This window comes from Streptomyces sp. 2114.4 (genome assembly GCF_900187385.1).
GTDB lineage: Bacteria > Actinomycetota > Actinomycetes > Streptomycetales > Streptomycetaceae > Streptomyces > Streptomyces mooreae.
Map to the genome: position 1 here is coordinate 3758622 of NZ_FYEY01000001.1, position 22991 is coordinate 3781612.

At 69.4% G+C, this 22991-nt stretch carries 23 protein-coding genes, 1 tRNA gene and 1 pseudogene; 7 read left to right on the forward strand and 18 right to left on the reverse strand.

Annotated elements, in window-relative coordinates; genetic code table 11:
• Positions 1-104: 104 nt before the first annotated feature.
• Genes CFW40_RS16425 through dnaK form a run of 4 tightly spaced genes read right to left on the reverse strand, consistent with a single transcriptional unit; the run spans position 105 to position 4283 of the window.
• On the reverse strand, positions 105-557 hold the full coding sequence (locus CFW40_RS16425; protein ID WP_088798603.1) for a heat shock protein transcriptional repressor HspR: 453 nt from the start codon (positions 555-557) through the stop codon (positions 105-107).
• A 1-nt stretch (position 558) separates the two neighbouring features.
• Positions 559-1734, reverse strand: coding sequence for a molecular chaperone DnaJ (dnaJ, locus tag CFW40_RS16430; protein WP_088798604.1), 1176 nt, complete (start codon positions 1732-1734; stop codon positions 559-561).
• A 45-nt stretch (positions 1735-1779) separates the two neighbouring features.
• Positions 1780-2430: a nucleotide exchange factor GrpE gene (gene grpE / locus CFW40_RS16435; RefSeq protein ID WP_088798605.1), complete on the reverse strand. Its 651-nt coding sequence runs from the start codon at positions 2428-2430 to the stop codon at positions 1780-1782.
• Positions 2427-4283: a molecular chaperone DnaK gene (dnaK, locus tag CFW40_RS16440; RefSeq protein WP_088798606.1), complete on the reverse strand. Its 1857-nt coding sequence runs from the start codon at positions 4281-4283 to the stop codon at positions 2427-2429. The genes grpE and dnaK overlap by 4 nt, the downstream gene beginning before the upstream one ends.
• 288 nt (positions 4284-4571) lie before the next feature.
• Between dnaK and CFW40_RS16445 the strand changes: the two genes are divergently transcribed.
• The 4 genes from CFW40_RS16445 (at position 4572) to CFW40_RS16460 (ending at position 10070) form a co-directional block, all read left to right on the forward strand.
• Complete coding sequence (locus CFW40_RS16445) at positions 4572-6839, forward strand: (Fe-S)-binding protein (RefSeq protein ID WP_088798607.1); 2268 nt, start codon at positions 4572-4574, stop codon at positions 6837-6839.
• A 168-nt stretch (positions 6840-7007) separates the two neighbouring features.
• The gene (locus CFW40_RS16450; protein WP_088798608.1) at positions 7008-8330 is read left to right on the forward strand and encodes a VCBS repeat-containing protein; all 1323 of its coding nucleotides are present in this window, start codon (positions 7008-7010) and stop codon (positions 8328-8330) included.
• Positions 8331-8402: 72 nt separating this feature from the next.
• Positions 8403-8966, forward strand: a complete 564-nt coding sequence (locus CFW40_RS16455) for a GNAT family N-acetyltransferase (RefSeq protein ID WP_088798609.1) — start codon at positions 8403-8405, stop codon at positions 8964-8966.
• Positions 8967-9122: 156 nt separating this feature from the next.
• The gene (locus CFW40_RS16460; protein ID WP_088798610.1) at positions 9123-10070 is read left to right on the forward strand and encodes a Yip1 family protein; all 948 of its coding nucleotides are present in this window, start codon (positions 9123-9125) and stop codon (positions 10068-10070) included.
• A gap of 162 nt (positions 10071-10232) precedes the next feature.
• On the opposite strand, the gene CFW40_RS16465 is transcribed toward CFW40_RS16460, so the two are convergent.
• The 4 genes from CFW40_RS16465 to CFW40_RS37100 all read right to left on the reverse strand — a co-directional run bounded on the left by CFW40_RS16465 (position 10233) and on the right by CFW40_RS37100 (position 13647).
• Positions 10233-11777, reverse strand: coding sequence for a ricin-type beta-trefoil lectin domain protein (locus CFW40_RS16465; protein ID WP_088798611.1), 1545 nt, complete (start codon positions 11775-11777; stop codon positions 10233-10235).
• Positions 11778-12178: 401 nt separating this feature from the next.
• A complete protein-coding gene (locus CFW40_RS16470; RefSeq protein WP_088798612.1) occupies positions 12179-12676 on the reverse strand; it encodes a phosphoribosyltransferase in 498 nt (165 codons plus the stop codon).
• 84 nt (positions 12677-12760) lie between these two features.
• Positions 12761-13336 (reverse strand): dCTP deaminase, encoded by a 576-nt coding sequence (gene dcd, locus CFW40_RS16475; RefSeq protein WP_088798613.1) that lies wholly within the window; start codon positions 13334-13336, stop codon positions 12761-12763.
• A gap of 152 nt (positions 13337-13488) precedes the next feature.
• Positions 13489-13647, reverse strand: a complete 159-nt coding sequence (locus CFW40_RS37100; RefSeq protein ID WP_167739062.1) for a hypothetical protein — start codon at positions 13645-13647, stop codon at positions 13489-13491.
• 291 nt (positions 13648-13938) lie between these two features.
• Between CFW40_RS37100 and CFW40_RS16480 the strand changes: the two genes are divergently transcribed.
• Positions 13939-14012 (forward strand) — tRNA-Gly (locus CFW40_RS16480).
• A gap of 51 nt (positions 14013-14063) precedes the next feature.
• Here CFW40_RS16480 and CFW40_RS16485 read toward each other — a convergent pair.
• From CFW40_RS16485 to CFW40_RS16530, 10 genes and pseudogenes are all read right to left on the reverse strand, one after another.
• Complete coding sequence (locus tag CFW40_RS16485; protein WP_176956490.1) at positions 14064-15236, reverse strand: tyrosine-type recombinase/integrase; 1173 nt, start codon at positions 15234-15236, stop codon at positions 14064-14066.
• Positions 15236-15444 (reverse strand): annotated as a pseudogene (locus CFW40_RS16490) (excisionase family DNA-binding protein). Before CFW40_RS16490 ends, CFW40_RS16485 begins: the two are co-directional and overlap by 1 nt.
• Positions 15441-16844 carry a replication initiator protein RepSA gene (gene repSA, locus CFW40_RS16495; RefSeq protein ID WP_305532201.1) on the reverse strand — a complete coding sequence of 468 codons (1404 nt, stop codon included), beginning with the start codon at positions 16842-16844 and terminating at the stop codon, positions 15441-15443. Before repSA ends, CFW40_RS16490 begins: the two are co-directional and overlap by 4 nt.
• 89 nt (positions 16845-16933) lie before the next feature.
• Positions 16934-17242 carry a SpdD-like protein gene (locus tag CFW40_RS16500; protein WP_088798614.1) on the reverse strand — a complete coding sequence of 103 codons (309 nt, stop codon included), beginning with the start codon at positions 17240-17242 and terminating at the stop codon, positions 16934-16936.
• Between the two features lie 23 nt (positions 17243-17265).
• Positions 17266-17421: a hypothetical protein gene (locus CFW40_RS37105; protein ID WP_088798615.1), complete on the reverse strand. Its 156-nt coding sequence runs from the start codon at positions 17419-17421 to the stop codon at positions 17266-17268.
• Positions 17422-17439: 18 nt separating this feature from the next.
• Positions 17440-17631, reverse strand: a complete 192-nt coding sequence (locus tag CFW40_RS16510) for a mobile element transfer protein (protein ID WP_088798616.1) — start codon at positions 17629-17631, stop codon at positions 17440-17442.
• Between the two features lie 18 nt (positions 17632-17649).
• Complete coding sequence (locus tag CFW40_RS16515) at positions 17650-18324, reverse strand: DUF2637 domain-containing protein (protein WP_088798617.1); 675 nt, start codon at positions 18322-18324, stop codon at positions 17650-17652.
• Between the two features lie 81 nt (positions 18325-18405).
• Positions 18406-19761, reverse strand: coding sequence for an FtsK/SpoIIIE domain-containing protein (locus CFW40_RS16520; protein ID WP_088798618.1), 1356 nt, complete (start codon positions 19759-19761; stop codon positions 18406-18408).
• A 2-nt stretch (positions 19762-19763) separates the two neighbouring features.
• The gene (locus CFW40_RS16525) at positions 19764-20120 is read right to left on the reverse strand and encodes a hypothetical protein (RefSeq protein ID WP_088798619.1); all 357 of its coding nucleotides are present in this window, start codon (positions 20118-20120) and stop codon (positions 19764-19766) included.
• Positions 20121-20259: 139 nt separating this feature from the next.
• A complete protein-coding gene (locus CFW40_RS16530) occupies positions 20260-21039 on the reverse strand; it encodes a GntR family transcriptional regulator (RefSeq protein ID WP_088798620.1) in 780 nt (259 codons plus the stop codon).
• 18 nt (positions 21040-21057) lie between these two features.
• Here CFW40_RS16530 and CFW40_RS16535 point away from each other — a divergent pair, with 18 nt between their 5' ends.
• On the forward strand, positions 21058-21525 hold the full coding sequence (locus tag CFW40_RS16535) for an NUDIX hydrolase (RefSeq protein ID WP_088798621.1): 468 nt from the start codon (positions 21058-21060) through the stop codon (positions 21523-21525).
• Between the two features lie 500 nt (positions 21526-22025).
• A complete protein-coding gene (locus CFW40_RS36660) occupies positions 22026-22976 on the forward strand; it encodes a hypothetical protein (RefSeq protein ID WP_143034562.1) in 951 nt (316 codons plus the stop codon).
• Positions 22977-22991 lie beyond the last annotated feature (15 nt).

Genomic DNA, 22991 nt, shown 5'->3' on the forward strand with positions numbered 1-22991 from the left:
GCACCCCGCACCCCGCACCCCGCACCCCAAAACGCGACAAGGGCCGGGTTTCCCCGGCCCTTTGCCACCTCGTGTGCCGAGAGCTCACGCCCCGGCCGGCCGGATCACTCCGGCCGCTTGGGCCGCCACACCACCAGCGCGCTGGTCTGCTGCACGTCGTGATACGGCACCAGATCCCGCCGGTAGGAGGCGTGCACCGCCGCTTCCCGCTGCTGCATCGCGCTGGCCGCGCCCTCCAGGGCGCCCTGCAGCTCGACGACCCGCTGCTGCAGGGCCGCGACCTGGTTCTCCAGCTCGATGATGCGCTTGATGCCGGCCAGGTTGATGCCCTCGTCCTGGGACAACTGCTGCACCGTACGGAGCAGTTCGATGTCCCGGGCCGAATAGCGGCGGCCCCGCCCGGGTGTGCGGTCGGGCGAGACCAGCCCCAGCCGGTCGTACTGCCGAAGGGTCTGCGGATGCAGTCCGGAGAGCTGAGCCGCGACGGAGATGACGTACACCGGCGACTCTTCGGTCAGTTCATAGGGGTTACGACGCTGCCCGCCCCGGCTGTCCATCTCAAGCTCCCTTCGCGGCCTGGAACAGCTCTGCCCGCGGGTCCGGGCCCGCGGTCGCCTCGCGATAGGACTCCAGCGACTCCTTCGCCTTGCCGCTGAGGTCACTCGGGACCAGCACCTCTATGGTGACCAGCAGATCACCCCGTGTGCCGTCCTTACGGGTCGCACCCTTGCCCCGGGCGCGCATGGTGCGTCCGTTGGGGGTGCCGGCCGGCAGCTTCAGCGTCACCGGCGGGCCGCCCAGCGTCGGCACCTTGACCTCACCACCGAGCGCGGCCTCCGGGAAGGTGACCGGCACCGTGACGGTGAGGTTGTCGCCCTTGCGGCCGAAGACCGGGTGGGCGTCGACATGCACGACCACATACAGATCGCCCGCCGGGCCGCCCTGCTCGCCCGGAGCGCCCTTGCCGCGCAGCCGGATGCGCTGCCCGTCGGAGACGCCCGCGGGGATGCGGACCTGCATCGTGCGGGCACTGGTCGCCCGGCCGCTGCCCTTGCAGACCTCGCAGGGGTCCTGGGCGATCAGGCCCCGGCCCTTGCAGTCGGCGCACGGGTCGGTGAGCGAGAAGCCACCGCCCGCGCCCCGGCTGACCTGGCCGGTGCCGACACAGGTCGGACAGACCCGCGGCGTACCGTTTTTGTCGCCGGTGCCCGAACACGCCTTGCACGGCGCCTGGCTGGACATCCGCAGCGGGACCGTGGCCCCGTCGACCGCCTCGGTGAAGCTGAGCGTCACCTCGGACTCGATGTCCTGGCCGCGGCGCGCGTGGGTACGCGTACCGGCGCCGCCGCGGTTGAACAGGCCGCCGAAGACGTCCCCGAGCCCGCCGCCGAAGCCGCCGCCCCCGCCGCCCTGACCGGGCGTGCCCCCGAAGAGGTCGCCCAGGTCGAAGTTGAAGGAGCCGCCGCCCCCGCCGGGTCCCGGCCGGAACCCGCCGTTGCCGAACAGCGCCCGCGCCTCGTCGTACTCCTTGCGGCGCTTGCTGTCGCCCAGGATGTCGTGGGCCTCGGAGATCTCCTTGAAGCGCTCCTCGGCCTTGGCGTCGCCCTTGTTGGCGTCCGGGTGGAACTCCCGGGCGAGCTTGCGGTACGCCTTCTTGATCTCCGCTTCGGTGGCGTCCTTCGGGACGCCGAGGACCTTGTAGTAGTCCTTCTCGACGAAGTCCTTGGTGCTCATCCCCGACGTCCCTCCTCCCGCACGGATTTACTCTCTGTCCTCACGTCAGCCCTCGTCCGGGCCACCGCTCTCCTCGTCCGAAGCCTTGGGGTCCTCGTCGGAGGCGGACTTGGCGCCCTGGGCGCCCGGCTGCGGCTCGGCGACGGCGACCCGCGCGGGGCGGATCGTTCGTTCACCGATGCGATACCCGGGCTGCAGGATCGCCACGCACGTCGTCTCGGTGACATCCGGTGCGTACGAATGCATCAGTGCCTCGTGGATCGTCGGGTCGAAGGGCTCGCCCTCCTTGCCGAACTGCTGCAGACCCAGCTTGGCGACGACGGTCTCCATCGATTCGGCCACCGACTTGAAGCCGCCGACCAGTTCGCCGTGCTCTCGGGCACGGCCGATGTCGTCGAGGGTGGGAAGGAGCTCGGACAGGAGGTTCGCCGCGGCGATCTCCTTGACCGTGACCCGGTCCCGTTCCACCCGACGGCGGTAGTTCTGGTACTCCGCCTGGAGCCGCTGGAGGTCCGCCGTGCGCTCGTTGAGCGCCGTACGCACCTGGTCCAGCTGCGCCTGGAGCGCTATGTCCGTTACGTCCCCGGCCGGGGCCGAGCCCGCCTTGTCGGCGGACTCGGCCTGCGCCGCGTCTTCGGGAGCGGCGTCGGAAGGGACGTCGGGCTTCTCGTCGAAGCCCGGGGTCTCCTCCGTCACGCGGCACCATCCTTCTTGGGCTTCTCGTCGTCGACGATCTCGGCGTCGACGACATCGTCATCGGCCTTGGCCTGCTCGGCACCCTCGGCGCCGGCAGCGCCCTCGGCACCGGCCGCACCCTGGGCGTCGGCGTACATGGCCTGGCCCAGCTTCTGCGAGACGGCCGCGACCTTCTCGGTGGCCGTGCGGATCTCGGCGGTGTCCTCGCCCTTGAGCTTTTCCTTCAGCTCGGTGAGGGCTTCCTCGACCTCGGTCTTGACCTCGCCCGGGACCTTCTCCTCGTTGTCCTTGAGGAACTTCTCGGTCTGGTAGACGAGCTGTTCGGCCTGGTTGCGGGTCTCGGCGGCCTCGCGGCGCTTGGTGTCCTCGTCCGCGTACTGCTCGGCCTCCTGGCGCATCCGGTCGACCTCGTCCTTCGGCAGCGAGGAGCCGCCGGTGACGGTCATCTTCTGCTCCTTGCCCGTGCCCAGGTCCTTCGCGGTCACGTGCATGATGCCGTTGGCGTCGATGTCGAAGGAGACCTCGATCTGCGGGACCCCGCGGGGGGCCGGCGGCAGACCGGTCAGCTCGAACATCCCGAGCTTCTTGTTGTACGCCGCGATCTCGCGCTCGCCCTGGTAGACCTGGATCTGCACGGACGGCTGGTTGTCCTCGGCCGTCGTGAAGATCTCGGACCGCTTGGTCGGGATCGTGGTGTTGCGCTCGATGAGCTTGGTCATGATGCCGCCCTTGGTCTCGATACCGAGGGACAGCGGGGTGACGTCCAGCAGGAGGACGTCCTTGACCTCACCCTTGAGGACACCGGCCTGGAGGGTGGCGCCGATGGCGACGACCTCGTCCGGGTTGACGCCCTTGTTGGCGTCCTTGCCGCCGGTCAGCTCCTTGACGAGCTCGGCGACGGCGGGCATACGGGTGGAGCCGCCGACCAGGACCACGTGGTCGATCTCGGACAGGTTGATACCCGCGTCCTTGATGACGTTGTGGAACGGCGTCTTGCAGCGGTCCAGGAGGTCCGAGGTGAGCTGCTGGAACTGCGAGCGCGTGAGCTTCTCGTCCAGGTGCAGCGGGCCCTCGGCGGAGGCGGTGATGTAGGGAAGGTTGATCGTCGTCTCGGTGGAGGACGACAGCTCGATCTTCGCCTTCTCGGCGGCCTCGCGCAGACGCTGCAGCGCCATCTTGTCCTTGGACAGGTCGACGCCGTGGCCGTTCTGGAACTGCTTGACCAGGTAGTCGACGACGCGCTGGTCCCAGTCGTCACCACCGAGGTGGTTGTCACCGTTGGTGGCCTTCACCTCGACGACGCCGTCGCCGATCTCCAGCAGCGAGACGTCGAAGGTGCCGCCACCGAGGTCGAAGACCAGAATGGTCTGGTCGTCCTTCTCCAGGCCGTAGGCCAGGGCGGCCGCGGTGGGCTCGTTGACGATGCGCAGGACGTTGAGGCCCGCGATCTCACCGGCCTCCTTGGTGGCCTGGCGCTCGGAGTCGTTGAAGTAGGCCGGAACGGTGATGACCGCGTCGACGACCTTCTCGCCCAGATACGCCTCGGCGTCGCGCTTGAGCTTCTGCAGGATGAAGGCGCTCATCTGCTGCGGGTTGAAGCCCTTGCCGTCGATGTCGATCTTCCAGTCGGTGCCCATGTGGCGCTTGACCGACCGGATGGTCCTGTCGACGTTGGTGACCGCCTGACGCTTGGCGACCTCGCCGACCAGCACCTCGCCGTTCTTGGCGAAGGCGACAACGGACGGCGTGGTCCTGGCGCCCTCGGCGTTGGTGATGACGGTGGGCTCACCGCCTTCGAGAACACTGACGACGGAGTTCGTCGTGCCCAGGTCGATGCCGACCGCACGTGCCATTTCAATTCCTCCAGCTGACTTGAGTGGAACAGGCTCAAGAGTGCAGTACCGAAGAAAACCTGTCAACAGACCTGAGTCTTGTGGACTCAAGTTTTATGTCGCTCTTATCGTCACCAGGCTTCGGGGCCCAAGACGCCGGGGATGTACACAGGGTTGCCTTCGCGACGCAGATCACCGGCCGGGCGGCTTCATGGCGCGAGGGAGAATGGGTAACCTCAGCGACAGACCAAAAAAGTTACCGCTTAGTAGTTACTCCGTTTCCGCTCTCGCAGGTACGAGGAGCCTCCCATGCAACTCGCCGCGATCATCGTGTCGCTGGTGCTCATCGCGGTCGCCGTGGCGCTGTTCGGCCGCGCCCTCCTGCAGATCTACCGCCAGCTGCGACTGGGCGCTCCGGTGCCCGCCGGCACCCGGACCGACGCGCCCGTCCAGCGGACCGTGACGGTGGCCAGGGAGTTCGTCGGCCACACGCGCATGAACCGCTGGGGCGTCGTCGGCGTCGCGCACTGGTTCGTGGCGGTGGGCTTCCTCACCCTGCTGCTGACGATCGTCAACGCCATCGGCCAGCTCTTCCAGGCCGACTGGCTGATCCCGTTCATCGGCGACTGGCTGCCGTGGGAGATGTACGTCGAGGCGATGGGCACGCTGACGACCGTCGGCATCATCGTCCTGATCGTCATCCGCCAGCTGAGCCGCCCCGGCAACGCCGGCCGCAAGTCCCGCTTCGCGGGCTCCAACACCGGCCAGGCGTACTTCGTCGAGTCGGTCATCCTCATCGTCGGCATCTGCATCGTGACGCTGCACGCCCTGGAGGGCGCCCTGCACGGCGTCGACCACTACGAGGCGGCGTACTTCCTCTCGTACCCGCTGGTCGCGGCGTTCAAGGGGATGAGCCTCGGCACCCTGCAGAACCTCACCTACTTCTTCGCCGGCCTCAAGATCGCGACGTCCTTCATCTGGATGATCACGGTCTCGCTGAAGACGGACATGGGTGTCGCCTGGCACCGCTTCCTGGCCTTCCCCAACATCTGGTTCAAGCGCGAGGCGGACGGCTCCGTCGCGCTCGGCGCGCTGCAGCCGATGACCAGCGAGGGCAAGCCGATCGACTTCGAGGACCCGGGCGAGGACGACCAGTTCGGCGTCTCCCAGGTCGAGCACTTCTCCTGGAAGGGCCTGCTCGACTTCTCCACCTGCACCGAGTGCGGCCGCTGCCAGTCGCAGTGCCCCGCCTGGAACACCGGCAAGCCGCTCTCCCCCAAGCTCCTGATCATGTCGCTGCGCGACCACGCGCACGCCAAGGCGCCGTACCTGCTCGCGGGCGGCGGCAAGGACGAGGAGGGCAACGAGAAGGCGAGTGCCGAGCAGCTGGCCGGCGTGCCCGCGGCCGCGCTGGCCGAGGCCGAGCGCCCGCTGATCGGCACCCTCGAAGAGAACGGCGTCATCGACCCCGACGTCCTGTGGTCCTGCACCACCTGCGGCGCCTGTGTCGAGCAGTGCCCGGTCGACATCGAGCACATCGACCACATCGTCGACATGCGCCGCTACCAGGTCATGATCGAGTCCTCGTTCCCGTCCGAGGCGGGCACGATGCTCAAGAACCTGGAGAAGAAGGGCAACCCCTGGGGCCTGGCCAAGAAGCAGCGGCTGGCCTGGACCAAGGAGGTCGACTTCGAGGTCCCGATCGTCGGCCAGGACGTCGAGGACCTGACCGAGGTCGAATACCTCTACTGGGTCGGCTGCGCCGGCGCCCTGGAGGACCGCGCCAAGAAGACCACCAAGGCCTTCGCGGAGCTGCTGCACATCGCCGGCGTGAAGTTCGCGATCATGGGCGGCGACGAGAAGTGCACCGGTGACTCCCCGCGCCGCCTGGGCAACGAATTCCTCTTCCAGCAGCTCGGCGCGGAGAACGTCGCCACGCTGAACGCCGCCTTCGGTGAGGACGACGAGGATGAGTCGACCAAGAAGCCCAAGGCGTCGAAGAAGATCGTCGCGACCTGCCCGCACTGCTTCAACACCATCGCGAACGAGTACCCCCAGCTGGGCGGCGAGTACGAGGTCATCCACCACACCCAGTTGCTCCAGCACCTGGTGGACGAGGGCAAGCTCACCCCCGTCACCCCGGTCGAGGGTCTGATCACCTACCACGACCCCTGCTACCTGGGCCGCCACAACAAGGTCTACACCCCGCCGCGCGAGATCATCGCCAAGGTGCCGGGCCTGCGGAACGAGGAGATGCACCGCCACAAGGAGCGCGGCTTCTGCTGTGGCGCCGGCGGTGCCCGCATGTGGATGGAAGAGCGCATCGGCAAGCGCATCAACAACGAGCGCGTCGACGAGGCCCTGTCGCTCAACCCCGACATCGTCTCGACGGCCTGCCCGTTCTGCCTGGTCATGCTCACCGACTCGGTCAACGGCAAGAAGAACGACGGCAAGGCCAAGGAATCCATCCAGGTCGTCGACGTGGCCCAGCTGCTGCTGGACTCCGTCAAGACCCCCGTCGACCCGGCGGGCGACGAGGAGGCCGAGGACGCGCCGGAGCCGGAACCGGTGAAGTAACGGCGCGCACCAGCGCGCCCGCCGACGGCCGGTCCCCTGTTCGCACGGGGCCGGCCGTCGGCGGTTCCGTACCGCGGGCGCGGACGGGCAGGGCAGGACGGCGGCACCGGGCACCCCGGGCCGCGGACGACAACACGACCACAGCGGTACGGGCGGGGTGGGGACACGATGCGCAGACGGATCGCCACGGCAGCGGGGCTCGGGCTGGCCCTCCTCCTCGGCTCCTGCGGCCTGCTCTCCCCCTCCGGCGACCCGCACCGCACCGCCCCCCACCGCGCCTCGTCGCTGCCGGCCGCGCGCCCCGTCCCGGCCGGCCGGGGCAGCCAGGCCGCCGCCGACTTCAATGGCGACGGTCACCCCGATCTCGTCCTCGACAGCCTGCTCGCCCCCGCCCGCGGCCGCGACGACGACCCGGGCATCGGCATCCTCTACGGCTCCGCGCACGGACTCGCCCCGGCCACCCGGGAGTTGCTCACCCCGGCCCGCAACGCCGCCCGCACCGGCCCGGCCGTGCCCGCCGCCTTCGACGCCGAGACCGTCTGCGACCTCGACCGGGACGGCTTCAGCGATCTCGTCGTCACCACCGACCCGCCCTACGACGGCGTGGGCCGCCCGCCCGTCCCCGTCCAGCTGCTCTTCGGCTCGCCCCGGGGCCTCGGTGTCGCCCGCGCCGTGCGGCTCCGCATCCCCGACCGGGCGCGGTTCGGCAACGAATGGCCCGGCCGGCCGGTCTGCGGCGACTTCGACGGCGATGGCGCGAACGACCTGGCCGTCACCGCCTCCGGGCCCCGGATCAGCTACCTGAAGGGCCCCTTCACCCGCACCGGCGCCCCCGCGGCGGCCGGCGCCCCGCTCCCCGTCCCCGGCACCGCCCTGGCCGCCGCGGGGCCCCTCACGCCGGCCGCCGACATCGACCACGACGGCGCCGACGACCTCCTCGTACGCTCCGCCGCCCCCGGCCGCCGCGCCCGCAGCCGCCTCGCGCTCGGCGGCCCCAAGGGCCCCCTCAAGGCCGGCCCGGCCGCCTACCCGCCCGGCTACGCCACGGCCTTCGGGCGCTTCGCCGGGGCCGGGCGGGGGGTGACCTCCGTCACCGCCGACACCGGCGGTGAGCTGTCCGTCGGCGGCCGTCCCGGCCGGATCCGTACGGATACCGGCGGGGTGCCCACCCTCGCCGCCGCCGATGTGGACCACGACGGCCACCCGGATCTTGTGATCGGCGGCACCCGCCCCGCCCTGCTGAGCGGCACCGCGACCGGGCTCTCCGCCACCGTCCGCCGCCTGCCGGTGCCCCGGCTCCCCGGCGCCGGGCGCCCGTACTCCACGGTTCTCGCCCTCACCGACTTCGACGGCGACCACCGCGCCGACCTCGTCCTGTTCACCCGGCGCGGCCGCACCCACGACAGGGTCACGGTCCTCCCCGGCGGCCCGTCAGGCCTCACCGCGCGCCCCGTCCTCTCCTTCACCACAGCGGACTTCACGGCCTCCTGACGGACCGCCAGGAGATTGTGGCCGGTGGCTAATACACTTGCCCGGCGCCGGGACGCATCCGAGCATGACGCCATGAACACAGACACGGGCAGGGACACGGCTGACGACCCCGGCGCCTGGGCGCGCCCCGCACCGGGGGAGACGCCGGCCGCCCCGCCCGTCACGGTCCGGCTCGCCCTCCCGACCGACGCCCCCGCGATCGCCGCCGTCCACCAGGCGTCACGGCAGGCCACCATGCCCTACCTGCCGCCCCAGCGCCGTACCCACGACGAGGTCACCCGCTGGATCCGGGAGATCGTGCTGCCGCAGTGTCACACCTTCGTCGCCACCCGTGGCCCCGAGCTCCTGGGCTACGCGGCCGTACAGGGCGACCTGCTCGACCAGCTCTACCTCCGCCCGGACGTCCGCCGACGCGGCATCGGCACCCTCCTCCTCGACGCGGCGCGGCGGCACCGCCCCGGCGGCCTGTATCTGCACGTCTTCCAACTCAACACCGATGCAAGGGCGTTCTACGCCCACCACGGTTTCCGGGTGGTGAGCGCCGACGACGGCAGCGCCAACATGGAGAACCTTCCGGACCTCACCCTCCGCTGGACCCCGGTCCCCAGGCCGCGGTTCCCTCGGGTAAACCCGTAAGGGGCGTGCGGTGCCGGGCGCCGCGGCCTCCCGGAGACCGGGGGTGACGCCCCTTAGGGGATGTCACAGCTCAGATGCAAACCCGCGCCCGATCCCCCTGCCCGGCCACCCCGCCCGCGCAGACCAGGTACTTTCGACTATGTGGCTGGATTCAGGATGGGTCGCGGACGGGACACCCGTCCCGCGCAGAACGGACAGCAGGGGCACCAGGGGCAGCAGGCTCCGTACGGGCAGCAAGCGCCGTACGGGCAGCAGCCCCCGCCGCCGCACGGGCAGTGGCAGCAGCAGGCACCGCAGCAGTACGGCGGGCCGCAGGGGCAGCCACAGCCGCACGGGCGGCACGATGAGCCCGAGTACTTCGGCGACGGTGGCTACCAGCCCCCGCAGCAGGCCTACGCGCCCTACACGAACGACAACAACCCCGGCCACACCCAGCAGTTCAGCGTCGGTGACGCCCCGGACGCCTACGGCCCGCCCCAGGGCGGGTACGACAACGGCGCCGACGGCGGGTACGCGGACGGCGGCACCTACCGCGCCGGCCAGACCACCGCACCGCCGGCCGGCCCCCGGCTGCACTGGAAGCAGTTGCTCTCCGGCATCGTGCTGCGCCCCGATGCCACGTTCTGGCAGATGCGTGACCACGCGGTGTGGGCCCCGGCACTGATCGTCGCCTTCGTCTACGGCCTGCTCGCGGTCTTCGGCTTCGACAAGGCCCGCGAGGATGTGCTGAACGCCACCCTCTCCAACAGCATCCCGTGGGTGGCGATCACCGCCCTGATGTTCATCGTCGGCAGCCTGATCCTGGGCGCGGTCACCCACACCCTCGCCCGCCAGCTCGGCGGCGACGGCCCCTGGCAGCCGACCATCGGCCTGGCCATGCTGATCATGGCGATCTCGGACGCGCCCCGGCTGCTGTTCGCGATGTTCCTCGGCGGTGACAGCACCCTGGTCCAGGTCCTGGGCTGGCTGACCTGGCTCGCCGGCGGCTATCTGCTGACGTCCATGGTCAGCAAGACGCACGATCTGCCGTGGCCCAAGGCCCTCGGCGCCTCGTCGATCCAGCTGGTCGCGCTGCTCGCCCTGCTGAAGCTCGGCACCCTGTAAAGCCGTACCGGCCACGGCAAGGGGCCCGCCCCGGAGCACCAGACTCCGGAGCGGGCCCTTTGCCGTACGGGCAGCGACACGGTCAGGCGGCCTCGGGCCGGCTCGGGCCCCTCGGCGTTCCCTCCCGGTCCCTCAGGTCTCCTCCGGCCCTTTCAGGCCCTCTCAGTCCCCCTGTACGAACCGCTGCCCCGCCGACCCGTCGCACCCCTGCAACCGCAGTGCTTCCTTCGCCGCGCCCAGCGTCAGGCAGAGCGACGGCGCGGCGGCGGGCCGGATCGTGCCGCCACCATCCCGTACGAACTGCTGGTTGGCCGCGCCCGAGCAGTTCCACAGCACCAGCCCGGCCCCGGCCCGGTACTGCGCGCCCGGCACATCCAGGCACCGGTCCTGCGTCAGCCCCACATGCACCGACCGCTGCTCGCCGTCGTACCACCAGTCCTGGTTGCGCTGACCGTGGCAGTCCCAGCCGACGACCGCCGTCCCGTTACGGCTGGACCCGCCGGTCGCGTCCACACAACTCCCCGTACCGGCGTTCCGCAGCGGCCGGTACCTCTCGTCCCAGGCCCCCGCGTACAGCGTCGGCTGCCCGGTGCTCGCGGAGTCGGCGCAGGAGGCCTCGCGCAGTTTTGCGGCGTACAGCTGGGTCAGGCACGAGGCGAAGGCGCCGTGCCCGCGGGCGTTGGGGTGGAAGGACTGCCGCACGGAGTTCGAGTCCGGCGGAATCGGGTTGGTGAGGTTCACGTACAGCCCGCGGGCCCAGGTGTCCTCCATGCACACCTCGTGCCCGTGGAAGAGCCGCGAGGCGTCGAGGTAGGTGGCCCCCGCGTTCAGCGCGGCCCGGCGCATGCCCCGCTCGAAGGCCGGCACGGCGGTGTTGCGCCCCCAGCCCGCGTCGGAGGTGTAGCCCGTGCAGCCGCCCGGCAGCTTCCCCGGGTAGTGCGGGTTGTCCTCGACGTCCGGCCCGATCGGACTCGGATACGACATCACCACGAGCCGGTAGTCGCCGTCCGCGTACCCCGCGTCCCGCATCACGGTCCGCAGATCGCCGACGGTCCGCTCGACCTTCGGCACCAGCCCGTCGACCCGCGCCTGCCAGCCCGGCTGGTACTTCGGCTCGCAGGTGCCCTGCAGCGTGAACCAGCGCACCACGCAGTCCGTCATCACCGGCCCGAACTGCAGATCGTCATTGGCGCCGGCGACCAGCAGCACCATCTTCAGCCGGGTGTTACGGGCCGCGACGGCGAGCGCGTCGCTCTGCACCAGCTCATCGGCGTACTGCTTGCTGCCGCCGAGCACGATGTTGCCGGTGCCCGCGCCCGAGCAGGCGGCGTTGTACGTCACATCCGCCGCGATACCGGTCCGGTGGATCGCCGCGTCCGGCGACCGGTGACACCAGTTCGCCGGCCCGTCCGTGCCCGGCTCGTACGTCCCGACGCCCTCCCCCGAGATCTCGCTGTCCCCCAACGAGATCAACGAGGTCTTCCGCTCCCCGAGGGGCCGCACGGCCGGATCCCCGTAGAGCCGGGCCGCCTCCCGCGCCCGGACCTTCTCCAGCTCCGGCGCCAACGGCTTGCCGGCCGCGGCCCCGGCCCTGGCCGCCGTCGGACGTGCTGCGGTGCCGGTGCCGGTGGCCGTGCCGGTGGCGGCATTCGCCCCGCCCACGCCCCCGGAGAACACCACGGCCAGTGCCGCGGCCGAAACCACCACACCGCCCCTCAGCCGCCGCCCGCACCCCGCCCGCGCCCGGCCTCCCGTACGGGACCCTGCTCCCGTACGCCGGCCACGTAACGTCCACTGCCCGCGTAACGTCCATTGCCCGCGTAACGCCCGCCGCCCACGTCTCGCACGCACCATGGGGCCTCCCCTCCGGTCTGCTGTTACCGCGGGTTGTACGCGGAGGCAGCCGACAGCGGAACACCCGGAACGGAATTGGCCGGAACCGGCACCGGGCAGCGCACCGGGCCCCCGGACGCCAACTCCCTTACGCACGGCGGCAATCGGCGACCGGCCGGGGCGGCAACCGGCTGGGGCGGCACCCAGCGGCCGGCCGGGTCAGCGCCCGGCGATCGGCCGCGGCACCTCAGGCCGGACCGGGCCGGCCCGACGCCTCAGGCGTCGAGAACCTGCCCCTCACGCCGCACCACCGGCGGCTCCACGCTCCACGGGAAGTTGATCCAGTCGTCCGTGCGCTTCCACACGTACTCGCACTTCACCAGCGACTGCGACTTCTCATAGATCACCGCGCTGCGGACCTCCGCCACGGTCCCCTGGCAGAAGTCGTGCACCAGCTTCAGCGTCTTACCGGTGTCGGCGACGTCATCGGCGATCAGCACCTTCTTCTCCGAGAAGTCGATCGCGTTCGGCACCGGCGCCAGCATGACCGGCATCTCCAGCGTGGTCCCCACCCCGGTGTAGAACTCCACATTCACCAGGTGGATGTTCTTGCAGTCCAGCGCGTACGCCAGACCGCCCGCGACAAAGACCCCGCCACGGGCGATCGACAGCACGACATCGGGCTCGTACCCGTCATCGGCGATCGTCTGCGCCAGCTCGCGGATCGCCCCACCGAACCGCTCGTACGTCAGGTTCTCCCGCACGTCACTCACGTATCTCTCTCAGACCTTCTGTGTGCACACCCTCTGCCACGCGCCCGCCCTGTCGGGCGCGCCCCCCACACCGGAGCGGCTGTGTCATACCTGCGTCCGGTGAAAGTTCCTGAACGACCGGGACGGCGTCGGACCGCGCTGCCCCTGGTAGCGGGAGCCGTACTTCTCACTGCCGTACGGGTGCTCGGCCGGCGAGGTCAGCCGGAACATACACAGCTGCCCGATCTTCATCCCCGGCCACAGCTTGATCGGCAGCGTGGCGACATTGCTCAGCTCCAGCGTCACGTGCCCGCTGAACCCCGGGTCGATGAATCCGGCGGTCGAATGCGTCAGCAGCCCCAGCCGCCCCAGCGAGCTCTTGCCCTCGAGCCGGGAGGCCAGGTCGTCGGGCAGCGTGATGACCTCGTACGTCGAGGCCAGCACGAACTCACCCGGGTGCAGGATGAACGCCTCATCGCCCTCGGGCACGACCTCTCGTGTCAGGTCGGTCTGCTCGATGGCGGGGTCGATGTGCGGATAGCGGTGATTCTCGAACACCCGGAAATAGCGGTCGAGCCGCACGTCGATGCTGGACGGCTGCACCATCGACTCTTCATAGGGGTCGATGCGCACCCGACCAGCGTCGATCTCGGCCCGGATGTCCTTGTCTGAGAGAAGCACGCAGACGAGGATACGCGCCCGCCCGGCCGCCCTCGCACGACGAGGGCCCGGCTCCCCACCTGGGAAGCCGGGCCCTGCCCACTCCTCGTCGCGCTTGCTCTGCCGCCGCCCCGCTCACGGGGGCGGCGCAGCTCTGCCTGTCTCCTTGATCGCTACCGCTTGGCGTGCTCGACGGGCACCGCGTGCCGCAGCCGCGCACAGCGCGGGCAGCGCAACAGCCGTCCGGGACCGAGCCGGTCGGTGGTCTGCATCGGGAACGAAGCGGTGCTGAACACGTGGCCCTCGGCACAACGTACGACGGTGCGCTCCATCAAGTCCCTCTCCCAACTGCGTGGACAACAAAAGCCACATTAGGGGATGAACTGGGCGCCCTCACACGCGGCACTCCGAGCCCCCACCGTACGCCCCAACTCCCGCACCGAGCACCCGCATCCCACCCAGGAACCCCCCACCCCCGCACCCACCCCACCACCCCCAAAACCCCCACCGAACACCCGGCGCAAGCCCCCACCCACCACGTCCGGGCACGCCAAATGCACCGCGAGGCGGCAATGGGGTAGAGTGTGCGACGATGTTCCGCCCTCGATCCGAGGCGGAATTGCGCGGGTGTAGTTTAATGGTAGAACATGAGCTTCCCAAGCTCAGAGCGCGGGTTCGATTCCCGTCACCCGCTCCATAGTTGAGGCCCAGGTCAGCGACCTGGGCCTTGTTTGTTGTCTAGACCGGGCTAAGCGTCGCGCACCAGATCCGCACCAGAAGGCTCGCCAGGAGGCTTCTTGCGGGCCTTGCTGCGAGCGGCCCGCACCAGGTCGTCCAGCCCGCTCGCGACTTCCTGTTGCCGCTCCAGATCCGAGTGCTGGTAGATCAGCGCTGCCTTCTCCGACGACTGGCCGGCGCGGACCATCGTGTCCTTGAGCGTCGCCCCGGACCGCGTCGCCAGGGTGTGACCGGTGTGACGAAGGTCGTAGAAGCGGAAGCCCTCCGGCATGCCGACGATCGCCCGCGCCTTGCGCCATTTCCGCCCGAAGGTGGACCGCCGGAACGGCTTGCCCTTCTCCCCCACGAACAGCAGTCCGTCCGGGTCCTTCTCCGCGTACCAGTCGAGGTGCCGGCGGAGGTCGGTCCGAAGGAAGGCCGGAAGGACCACAAGTCGTTTGCCCGCGTCCGACTTGGTGTCGCCAGGCGCACGACGACCGGTCGTCAGCTCGGGGGCGGCCATGCGGACGCGAATGGTCATCTCGTCCAGGTCCACGTCCTTGCGGCGCAGCTCGGCCTGTTCCTCGGGCCGCATGGGACCGTACGCGCCGAGGAAGACCATCAGCCGCCAGCGAGGACCGAGGGCGTTGGCGAGCGCGTCGACCTGGTCGACGGTGGCGATCTGGCGTTCGGCGGAGGACTCCTTGCCGGCGCCCCTGATGCGGCAGGGGTTGCGGCGGATCAGCTCATCGTCGACCGCGGTTTCCAAGATGGCCTTGAGCAGCCGGTAGGACTTGGCGACGGTCGTAGCCGCACTCGTGGACGCCAGCCGCTCGGTACGCCACGTACGGACGCGTGGAGCCGTGATCTCGTCGAGGTCCAGGCCCTCGAAGGTGGGCAGGATGTGCAGGCGCAGAAGCCGCCGGTACAGCTCGTCCGTGGTGGCGGCGAGGCCGCGCTCGTCCACCCACTGGAGCGCGTACTCCTTGAAGTTCACCGCCCCGGCGTCCGGGTCCTGCCAGTTCCCACGCGTGAGATCGGCCTCGATCTGTGAGAGCCAGACTTCGGCGTCCTTCTTGGTCTCGAATGTCTCCGGTGCGCGGAACTCCTGGCCGTCCGGCCCCAGGTAGCTCGCGGTCCAGCGACCGGACCTGTACTGGCGCACCGAGCCGAAGCGCCGACGGCTGCCCTTCGCGTTCCCCATCAGGCGGCCCTCCCGAGACGTGAGCGGCGACGGATGGGCTGAACGGTGTGTCCCTCGAGTACGCCGCCAAGGCGCTTTCCTTGATGCGCACGTGGCTGCCGACCTTGACGAAGGCGATCCGGCGTTCGGCGATGAGGCGGCGCGGGAAGCGGGCGGTGGTGCCAAGGCGTTCGGCGGCTTGGTCGACCGTGAGCAGGGAGTCCGTCACGATCGCTCTCCTTCCTGAGCAAGGGCTTCTCGGGCGGTGTCGCGGTTGGTCTGGATGTCGCGGGCGATGGTGGCGGCGAGGGCGGATTCGCCGGGGGTGTGGCCGTGGCCGGCGTACTGCCAGTCGTTCAGGACCAGGACGGTGCCCGGCTCCGGGGGTTCGAGGCCGAGGGCTTCGCGTTCTTGGGCGGCGCGGAAGTCGGCGCGGGCCGCGCGCAGCGCGCCGAGGGTGACCGAGTAGCGGCGGGACTTGGAGGAGAAGTGGCCGCGGAAGCCGAGCATGTGAGCCCAGGCCCAGAGGCGACGGTCCGGATAGAGCGGATCCAGGGTTTTGCACGCGGTGATCAGACGGCGGGTGTGTTCGGGGACCTGGTGGCGGTCCAGCTCGGTGAGTTCGCCGATGCGGCGGTCGAGGGTGCCGGTGGTCTCGGCGGCTTTGGTCGCATACTTCGCGACGTAGGAGGCAACGGCCTGTTCGGTGATGTCGGAGCCGTCGCCGAATGCCTTGACCGGCAGGACGTCCAGTTGCGTGCCCCAGCGGAAGGTCCGGGTGGGCTGGTCCCCGGCGGCCGGGGCCGTGACCGAGGTGTAGGAGTGCGTGGCGGCGGCACGGATCGCGTCGGTCAGTAGGTCGACGCTCGCCCAGGACGGCGGCGGTGTTCCGGGGCCGTCCGGTCCGTCGATGCGGATCACCGCGTGGAAGTGGAGGGCGCCGCGCTTCTGGAACTCGGCGACCTTGCCGTAGGAGAGGCGGGCCGATTCCTTGAGGTCGCGTTGGGTGAGGCCGGCGCGGGCGGCCAGTTCGCGGCGGAGTCGGGTGGTGAAGCGTTGCCAGAGGTCGCCCGCGTGGTTGTTGAACAGGACGGCGGCGGCGTAGTCGTACCTCTCGGAGTCCAGGGCGGTGCCGAGCATCGGATCGTCGGTGTAGTGCTGGGTGCCGCAACGGCAGACACCTCGGTCGGGCCGGTTGTGCACGGGGCCGAAGGAGGGCGCGGTGAGGGTGGTGAAGACGCGGGGGTGGTCCCGGACGGCGGCGGGGATGTCGCGGCGGTCGTCTCCGGCCAGGCCGGCGCGGATGAGGCGGTAGGTGTCGCCGGCGTAGGTCCATGCGCAGGCGGGGCAGCGGGAGGCGCGGCGGTTGCCGCAGGCGAGGCGGAGGCGTCCGCCGGGTTCGGTAGCGGTCGAGTAGTGGTGCAGGGTCTCGCCCGACGTGCGGTCCTTGGTGAGGGTCCAGCCGGTGAGGTGGATCGGGTCGGAGCAGCCGCCGGTGCGGTGGATCTGGTCTGCCCAGCGGTCGTAGTCGGGGGCCGAAGCCACCCTCAGCAGGTCGCCGAGGGTGGTCGGGTCGAGGAGCGCGTCAGGCAGGGGCGACCTCCCGCGTACGCGGGTGTGGTCGGTCATGATGGGGGTTCCTTCCGGATCTGTGGTTCGGGCAGGAGCACGGCTCCCGGGCGGCGGAGACTTGGCGGTTGAGGCCGCCCGGGAGCCGGTCAGCGGTGCGTGCGCCCGGATGCGAGCAGCGAGCGGAGGACGACCGCGCAGACGGCGACGGACACCCCGCTGATGGCGACCGCCAGGAGCATCGAGACCAGGACGGCGCCGACGATCAGGACCACGGCCGTGCCGCCGCCGACGAGGGCGACCGCGGTACCGGGCGTGAGTTGAACCGCGGGGCGGGGCGAGGGTTGGGCGACCGGGGCCGGTGGCGGGGTGTGCCGCACGGTGGCGGTCGGTTCGATGGAGTACGGGATGACGAGTCCGGTGGGCGTCGGGTTGGTCGGGACCTTGGGGCGGAACATGGTGGATCTCCTTTCTGCGGGCGTTACTTGACGACCGTGTCGATGGCGGAGGCCAGGAAGCTGTCGGCGAGGAGGAAGCCGCCGAGGAGGAACACGGCCACGAGCCACCAGGGCGGGCGGATGAGCTTGATGCCGAGGTAGCCGACGGCAATCAGGGCGAGCCAGAGCGGTACGTGCACGTTGGTCTCCTCAGCCGGTCAGCGGACGGTGCAGCGGTGGGTGCGGGCGGCGAGCTGGGCGGCCGAGCGGCTGGAGAAGTCGGCGGACCAGCCGCAGCGGTCGGCAGTGCAGACGGCGGCGTGCTTGGTGCGTCCGTAGCGGTCGCGGTAGGTGCCGATCTGTACGGGGCCGATTCGCATGACGGAGTGGAAGTGGTCGCGGGCGGGCATGGTGGTTCTCCTTGCTGGTCAGGTGAGTTGGGCGGCGATGGGGTCGGCGAGCTGAAGCGGGACGCCGAGGCGGGCCCGCAGGGTGTCGGTGTCGATCTGGTCTCCGGTCCGGGCGTGGTGCTCGTCGGCGACCTTGCGGGCGTGGGCGACGAGCGCGGCCGGAACGGGCGCAGGTGCGGGCGCCGGCCGGGGCGGTTCGGCAGGTGGTTCAGCCGCAGGAAGGTCTGCGATGTCCAACTCAGGCGAGCTGTCCGCAGGTTCAGCGACAGCGACCGGAGCGGGGTCGGGTGCCGGAGCCAGATCAGCCGGCGGGGCGAGATCGGCAGCTTCAGCTGCACTCCGCGTATGGGCCAGCAGGGTCCCGCCGAGAAAGGCGAGTGCCGGCCATCCGGCGATGCCGAAGCGGAGCCAGGCGGGCGGGTGCCGGAGGTCGAGGAATCCGGCGGTCGCGACGTTGGCGCCGAGCGAGGCCACCAGAGCGATCACGAACCAGCACCAGGCGAGCCGGGACGAGCCGTCGTTGCGGAGTCGCCGCCAGGCCGCGACCAGCAGCAGGTCGACGCTGATCGGGTAGGCCCATGCCTTCCAGCCGTCCTGTCCGGCAGCGGCGGCCAGGTCGTGGAGGTGGGCGAAGGAAAGAGCTCCGGCGATGACGGCTTGTACGAGAACGGGGTCCGGGCGAATGCGTCCCATGACGGTTCTCCTTCCGGGATCTGGCATGGAGGGGGTAGGGACCTGGCGCGTCGAGGTGGCGCCGACCGTGGAGCGGGAGGGTCAGGCAGTCGTGGTGGACGCCTTGGTGAGCGATACGGCGGTGGAGGCCGGAGAGGCGACGGCAGGCCGGAAGGGCGCGAGCGCGGGCAGGTCCGGTGTGCGGTCGGCGTACTTGTTGCAGAGGTTCACTGCTTCGCGCAGCGAGGTGTGCGGGGCCCGGATGCGGGACCAGCCGCCAGTCGAGTCACCGACGATGGCGATGCCGGGGGCGTCTGCGGGTATCTGGATGGCGGCCAGTACGGCGTCCGGGGAGATGTCGCCGAAGGCCATGTTGGCGCTGGCCTCGTCGTTGACCCGGTGCGCGGTCCGGCCGGTGAGCTGGGCCCGGAGCATGGTGATGCCCTTGCCGAGTTCGGAGCCGAAGCGCTGGCCGCAGATCTCCAGATAGATGCCGGCGGCGCGGCCAAGCTGGGCGAGGCGGACGAGCGCGGTGATGATCCGGTCCCGGCGCCTCTCCTCCTCCTTGGAGGCGAAGAGCGCGAGTTCGGCCACCTCGTCCACCAGGACCACGACGGGCGTGGGACGCAGGTCATCAGCCAGATCCCAGATGTCGGCGGCGATCTCCGCGTCCGGGATGTTCACGCTGATGCGCTGTTCCTCGCGGACGAGTTGATAGACGGACTCCATGTGCGAGACCAGGGCTTCGAGCAGTTCGAGAGCGGTGTCCTGGTTGTCGGCGAGGGCGGAGAAGCGGCGAGCCAACGGGAACAGCTCGACGCCCTGCTTGCAGTCGATACCGACGAGCGCGACGTCCTGAGCGGCGAGGCCGGTCACCAGGTTGCGCTGGTAGACGGACTTGCCCGACTCGGTGGCCCCGAGTGTGAGCCCGTGCGGAACGGTCCGGTAGTCGCGGTAATGGACCGATCCGTCCTCGCGCAGTGCGACAGGCACGCGCATCGGAGCGCGGTCGATCTTGGCGGGCATCTGCACACGCCTGAGCACGTCGTAGCCCGTCATTCGCAGTTCGACGACCCCGGAGCGGATCTCCCGGGCGGTGACGCCGTACATCCCGAAGGAGTGCCGCAGCCGGTCGGTGGCGGACGAGACGTCGAAAACGTCCTGGCCGGGACGGAGCTTGAGCCGCAGGACGAGCCCGGTACGGGTCGGCCGGAGACGGAGGATGCGTGAGGCACGTGACTCGGGGGCCGGGCGATCTGCCATGTGGGCGAGCGCGAGCCGCCAGCGCGGAGGCGGGACCGTCAGGCCGCAGGCGTCCATGACAGAGGCGTACCGGACTAACACCCGCAGCGCGGCGAGGACGACCCCGAAGCTCATCCAGTACCAGGCGGGGCGCCGCCACCGCAGCACGAGAGCGGTGGCGACGACCAGCAGCAGTACGACCGAGAGCCGGGCCATGATCAGGCCGCCTCAGCCTGCGAGCCACCGGCGGCGAGCGAGGTGACGGCCACGGCGCGGAAGGCGATGCCGTGCCGCTTCTGCCCGTTGAACTCGTTCTCCCACGGCCGGGCGATCAAGCCGGTCAGCGCCACCGGCGTGCCCATGCCCAGCTCACCGGACACCCCGCCCTCGGGGACGGTGACGGACAGGATCTCCACCGCGTCGTTGGCGGCGAACATCACGTCCACGGTCATCAGCTTCGCCCCGGTCTCGACGTCGAGGGCGACCTCACCGGTACGGCGGTCCTTGACCTTGATCTGCGGCTGCTTCGCGACCATCACGGTCGCGGCGGAGGTGTCGACGGGGATCTGACGCACTAAGGATCACTCCTCTATAGGTGCTGAACTCCGTCACTCATGTACATGAGTGACATGAAGAAGAGTGCCCGACTCCTGTACATGAGTCAACCCGCCGCGACAAAGAAGTCGGGGCGGGTTGAGGAGAGTTGAGCGAGCGTCAGTCCATGGCAGGGATGCGGTAGCTAAAAACGAACTGGTCAGCGGCCATGAGGGTGTCGCAGACCTCCACCACGCGGCCCTCAGTCGTCAGCGCCTCACGGACGAGATGCACGACGGGGGAGCCAGGGCTGAGCGCCAGCTCCGACGCTTCGGCCTTGGAGGCCGACCGGGCCTGCAAGGTCTCGACGAACTCCGCGAACTCATGACCGTGGTCTTCGAGTCGGGCGTAGATGCCACCACCGCCGGGGTTCTCGGCGAAGAGCTCGGGGATGTCCTTCACGACGTCCCAAGGCAGGTACGAGCTGGCCGTCTCGACCGGAGTGCCGTTACGGAAGTAGAGCCGCCGGCGCGCGAGGACTTGAGTGCCGGGCTCGACCCCGAGGCGATCGGCTACGTCCTCCGGGGCCTCCATGGGGCCGATGTACAGAACGCTGACCTTGGCCGTGGCTCCGGACTGGGCGGACTCCGCCAGATACGCGGCCTTGCCGCCCTGCCGGTGTGAGCGACGGAAGCGGTCGGAGGAGCGGTGCCGTACCGGCGGCCGGTCCTTCACGATCGAGCCCTTGCCGTGGCGAGTCTCCACCAGGCCGCTCGCACGGACCTCCACCATCGCCTTACGGATCGTGCCGCCCGAGACGCCGTAGCGCTCGACCAGCTCAGATTCACTCGGCACCATCTCGCCAGGCTTAAGGACCCCAGCCCTGATCTGCTGCACGATCTCGTCGGCGATCTGCACGTATCGAGGTACGGCCCTACCCCCTCCTACCGCGGTTCCCATAGCTCTTCCCATCCTCCTATGCTCCTGTACATGAGTAACAGCGCCCCGGAAGCCCAGTCAACGCCACTGCACTCCGTGTCCGTGGCCGGAGTGGTGGTCCGCGAGGACGGCAAGCTCCTGACAATCCGGCGAGCCGACAACGGCGCTTGGGAACTCCCGGGCGGGGTGCTCGAACTCGAAGAGACCCCAGAGGCCGGCGTACGGCGCGAGGTCTGGGAAGAAACGGGCATCCACGTCGAGGTCGACGAGCTCACCGGGGTCTACAAGAACACGACGCGAGGCATCGTCGCCCTGGTCTTCCGCTGCAAGCCGGCCGGAGGCGAGGAGCGCACCTCCGGCGAGTCGACAGCCGTCACCTGGTTCACGCCCGAGGAGGTGGCGGAGTCCATGTCCGAGGTCTACTCGATCCGGCTCCTGGATGCCCTGGACGGGGCGGGCCCTCACGTGCGAAGCCACGACGGCAAGCAGCTGACACCGGCGCGATAGAACTTTCCCTACTTCATCAAGGCTCGCTCCGCTCGCTACCCGGCCCCGCGGTAGGGGCAGTTCAGGAGCACACCACACGTTGGCGCAGAAGCGCTGACCTTCCCGGCCTCCTGAAACTGCAAGCAGTCAGATCAGAGATCAGAGGTGCCGCGCACAGCGCGGCGGCGCCGGCCGTCGCCGCCGCACGGCTCCCTCCTCGTCTCCGCCGCCGGGGCCGCGCGCCGTCGACGCCCGCGCCCACAAGGGGCGAAAGACCAGGCCGGGGGTGGGGCGGCCGGCTCCACGGCTTTACCCACCTCCCCGGTCCGGGACCCGCGTCGAGCAAGACCAGGGGGCCACTCGTTCAAATTCCGGGCAGCCCACAAGCCTGCCCGAGTTGCCGGCCAGCGTACGGCCCCCTGATCATGCCCGACCCCAAACCGGGCAGGACACCGGCCAAAGCCGCTCCACCGACCTCTCGTGCGCTTTACCATCAGCTTAGTTCTCGCCGGGGAGGGACCGTGACAGACAGTAAAGGCCGCCGTGGGGTGCGACACGTCACCATCGAGGCATTCGGCAAGACGTTCAAAAACCTGCTCCCAGGGAAGGCAGAGGATCTGCGGACACTGGAACAGGAAGGGGTCATTTACGCCGAGTTTGGGGACCGCGGCGAGGAAGGTGAATTCCTTGGAACTTTCACTCGATATCGAATCCCACTCACCCCTGCAGAGATCTATGAGTACGTCGAAGCCAGTGTCGCGGAGCAGCAGTTCGCTAAAGCCTTCCGAGAAACAATGGACTTCACTGCAGCAGTCCTAGCGATCGAGGGTGAAAAATACCGAAAACGCGTCACCGAGTATGGCGAATACGGAAGTCGCCCGCTCAAAAACGGGTCCGTAATCGACAATCGGGGATGCTCGGCAAGTTTTTTGGGACCGCATCTTGAGAGTCTAGTATGCGGTAAACAAAGAGATCGCTACGAGCGCCTTCCTGCGCTCGGCAACCAGGGGAACCAAGAGGAACTTGTCCATCAAGCACTGAAATCAGTTGCGATCTCTGCGCGAAGAATGGCTTCTCGTTCACACGGCCGGCCAGCCCTCACGGTAGCTAATGAATATGACGTGCAGGATATTGTGGAGGTCGCCCTAAGCGCAGTGTTTCCGAAAGTCGAGCGAGAAGAATGGACCCCACAGAACGCCGGTTCGGCCAAGCGAGTCGACTTGATCGTGAAAGATGAGGGCATCCTCATCGAGTGCAAGTATGTCCGTGATGCGCGACACGCTAAGACGGTCGCATCTGAGCTGCAAATTGACTTCGAGAGCTATCACTGGCACCCGGACTGTCGTCGACTGTTCGCATACGTCTACGATCCAAATCACTATATCGCTGATCCCGAATCCTTCTCAAAGGATCTAAATGGATTGCGACGGAAGCAAGATCACGAATTTCTCGTCAGTGTCGTAATAGGCTAGATCTGGTTGGTGATG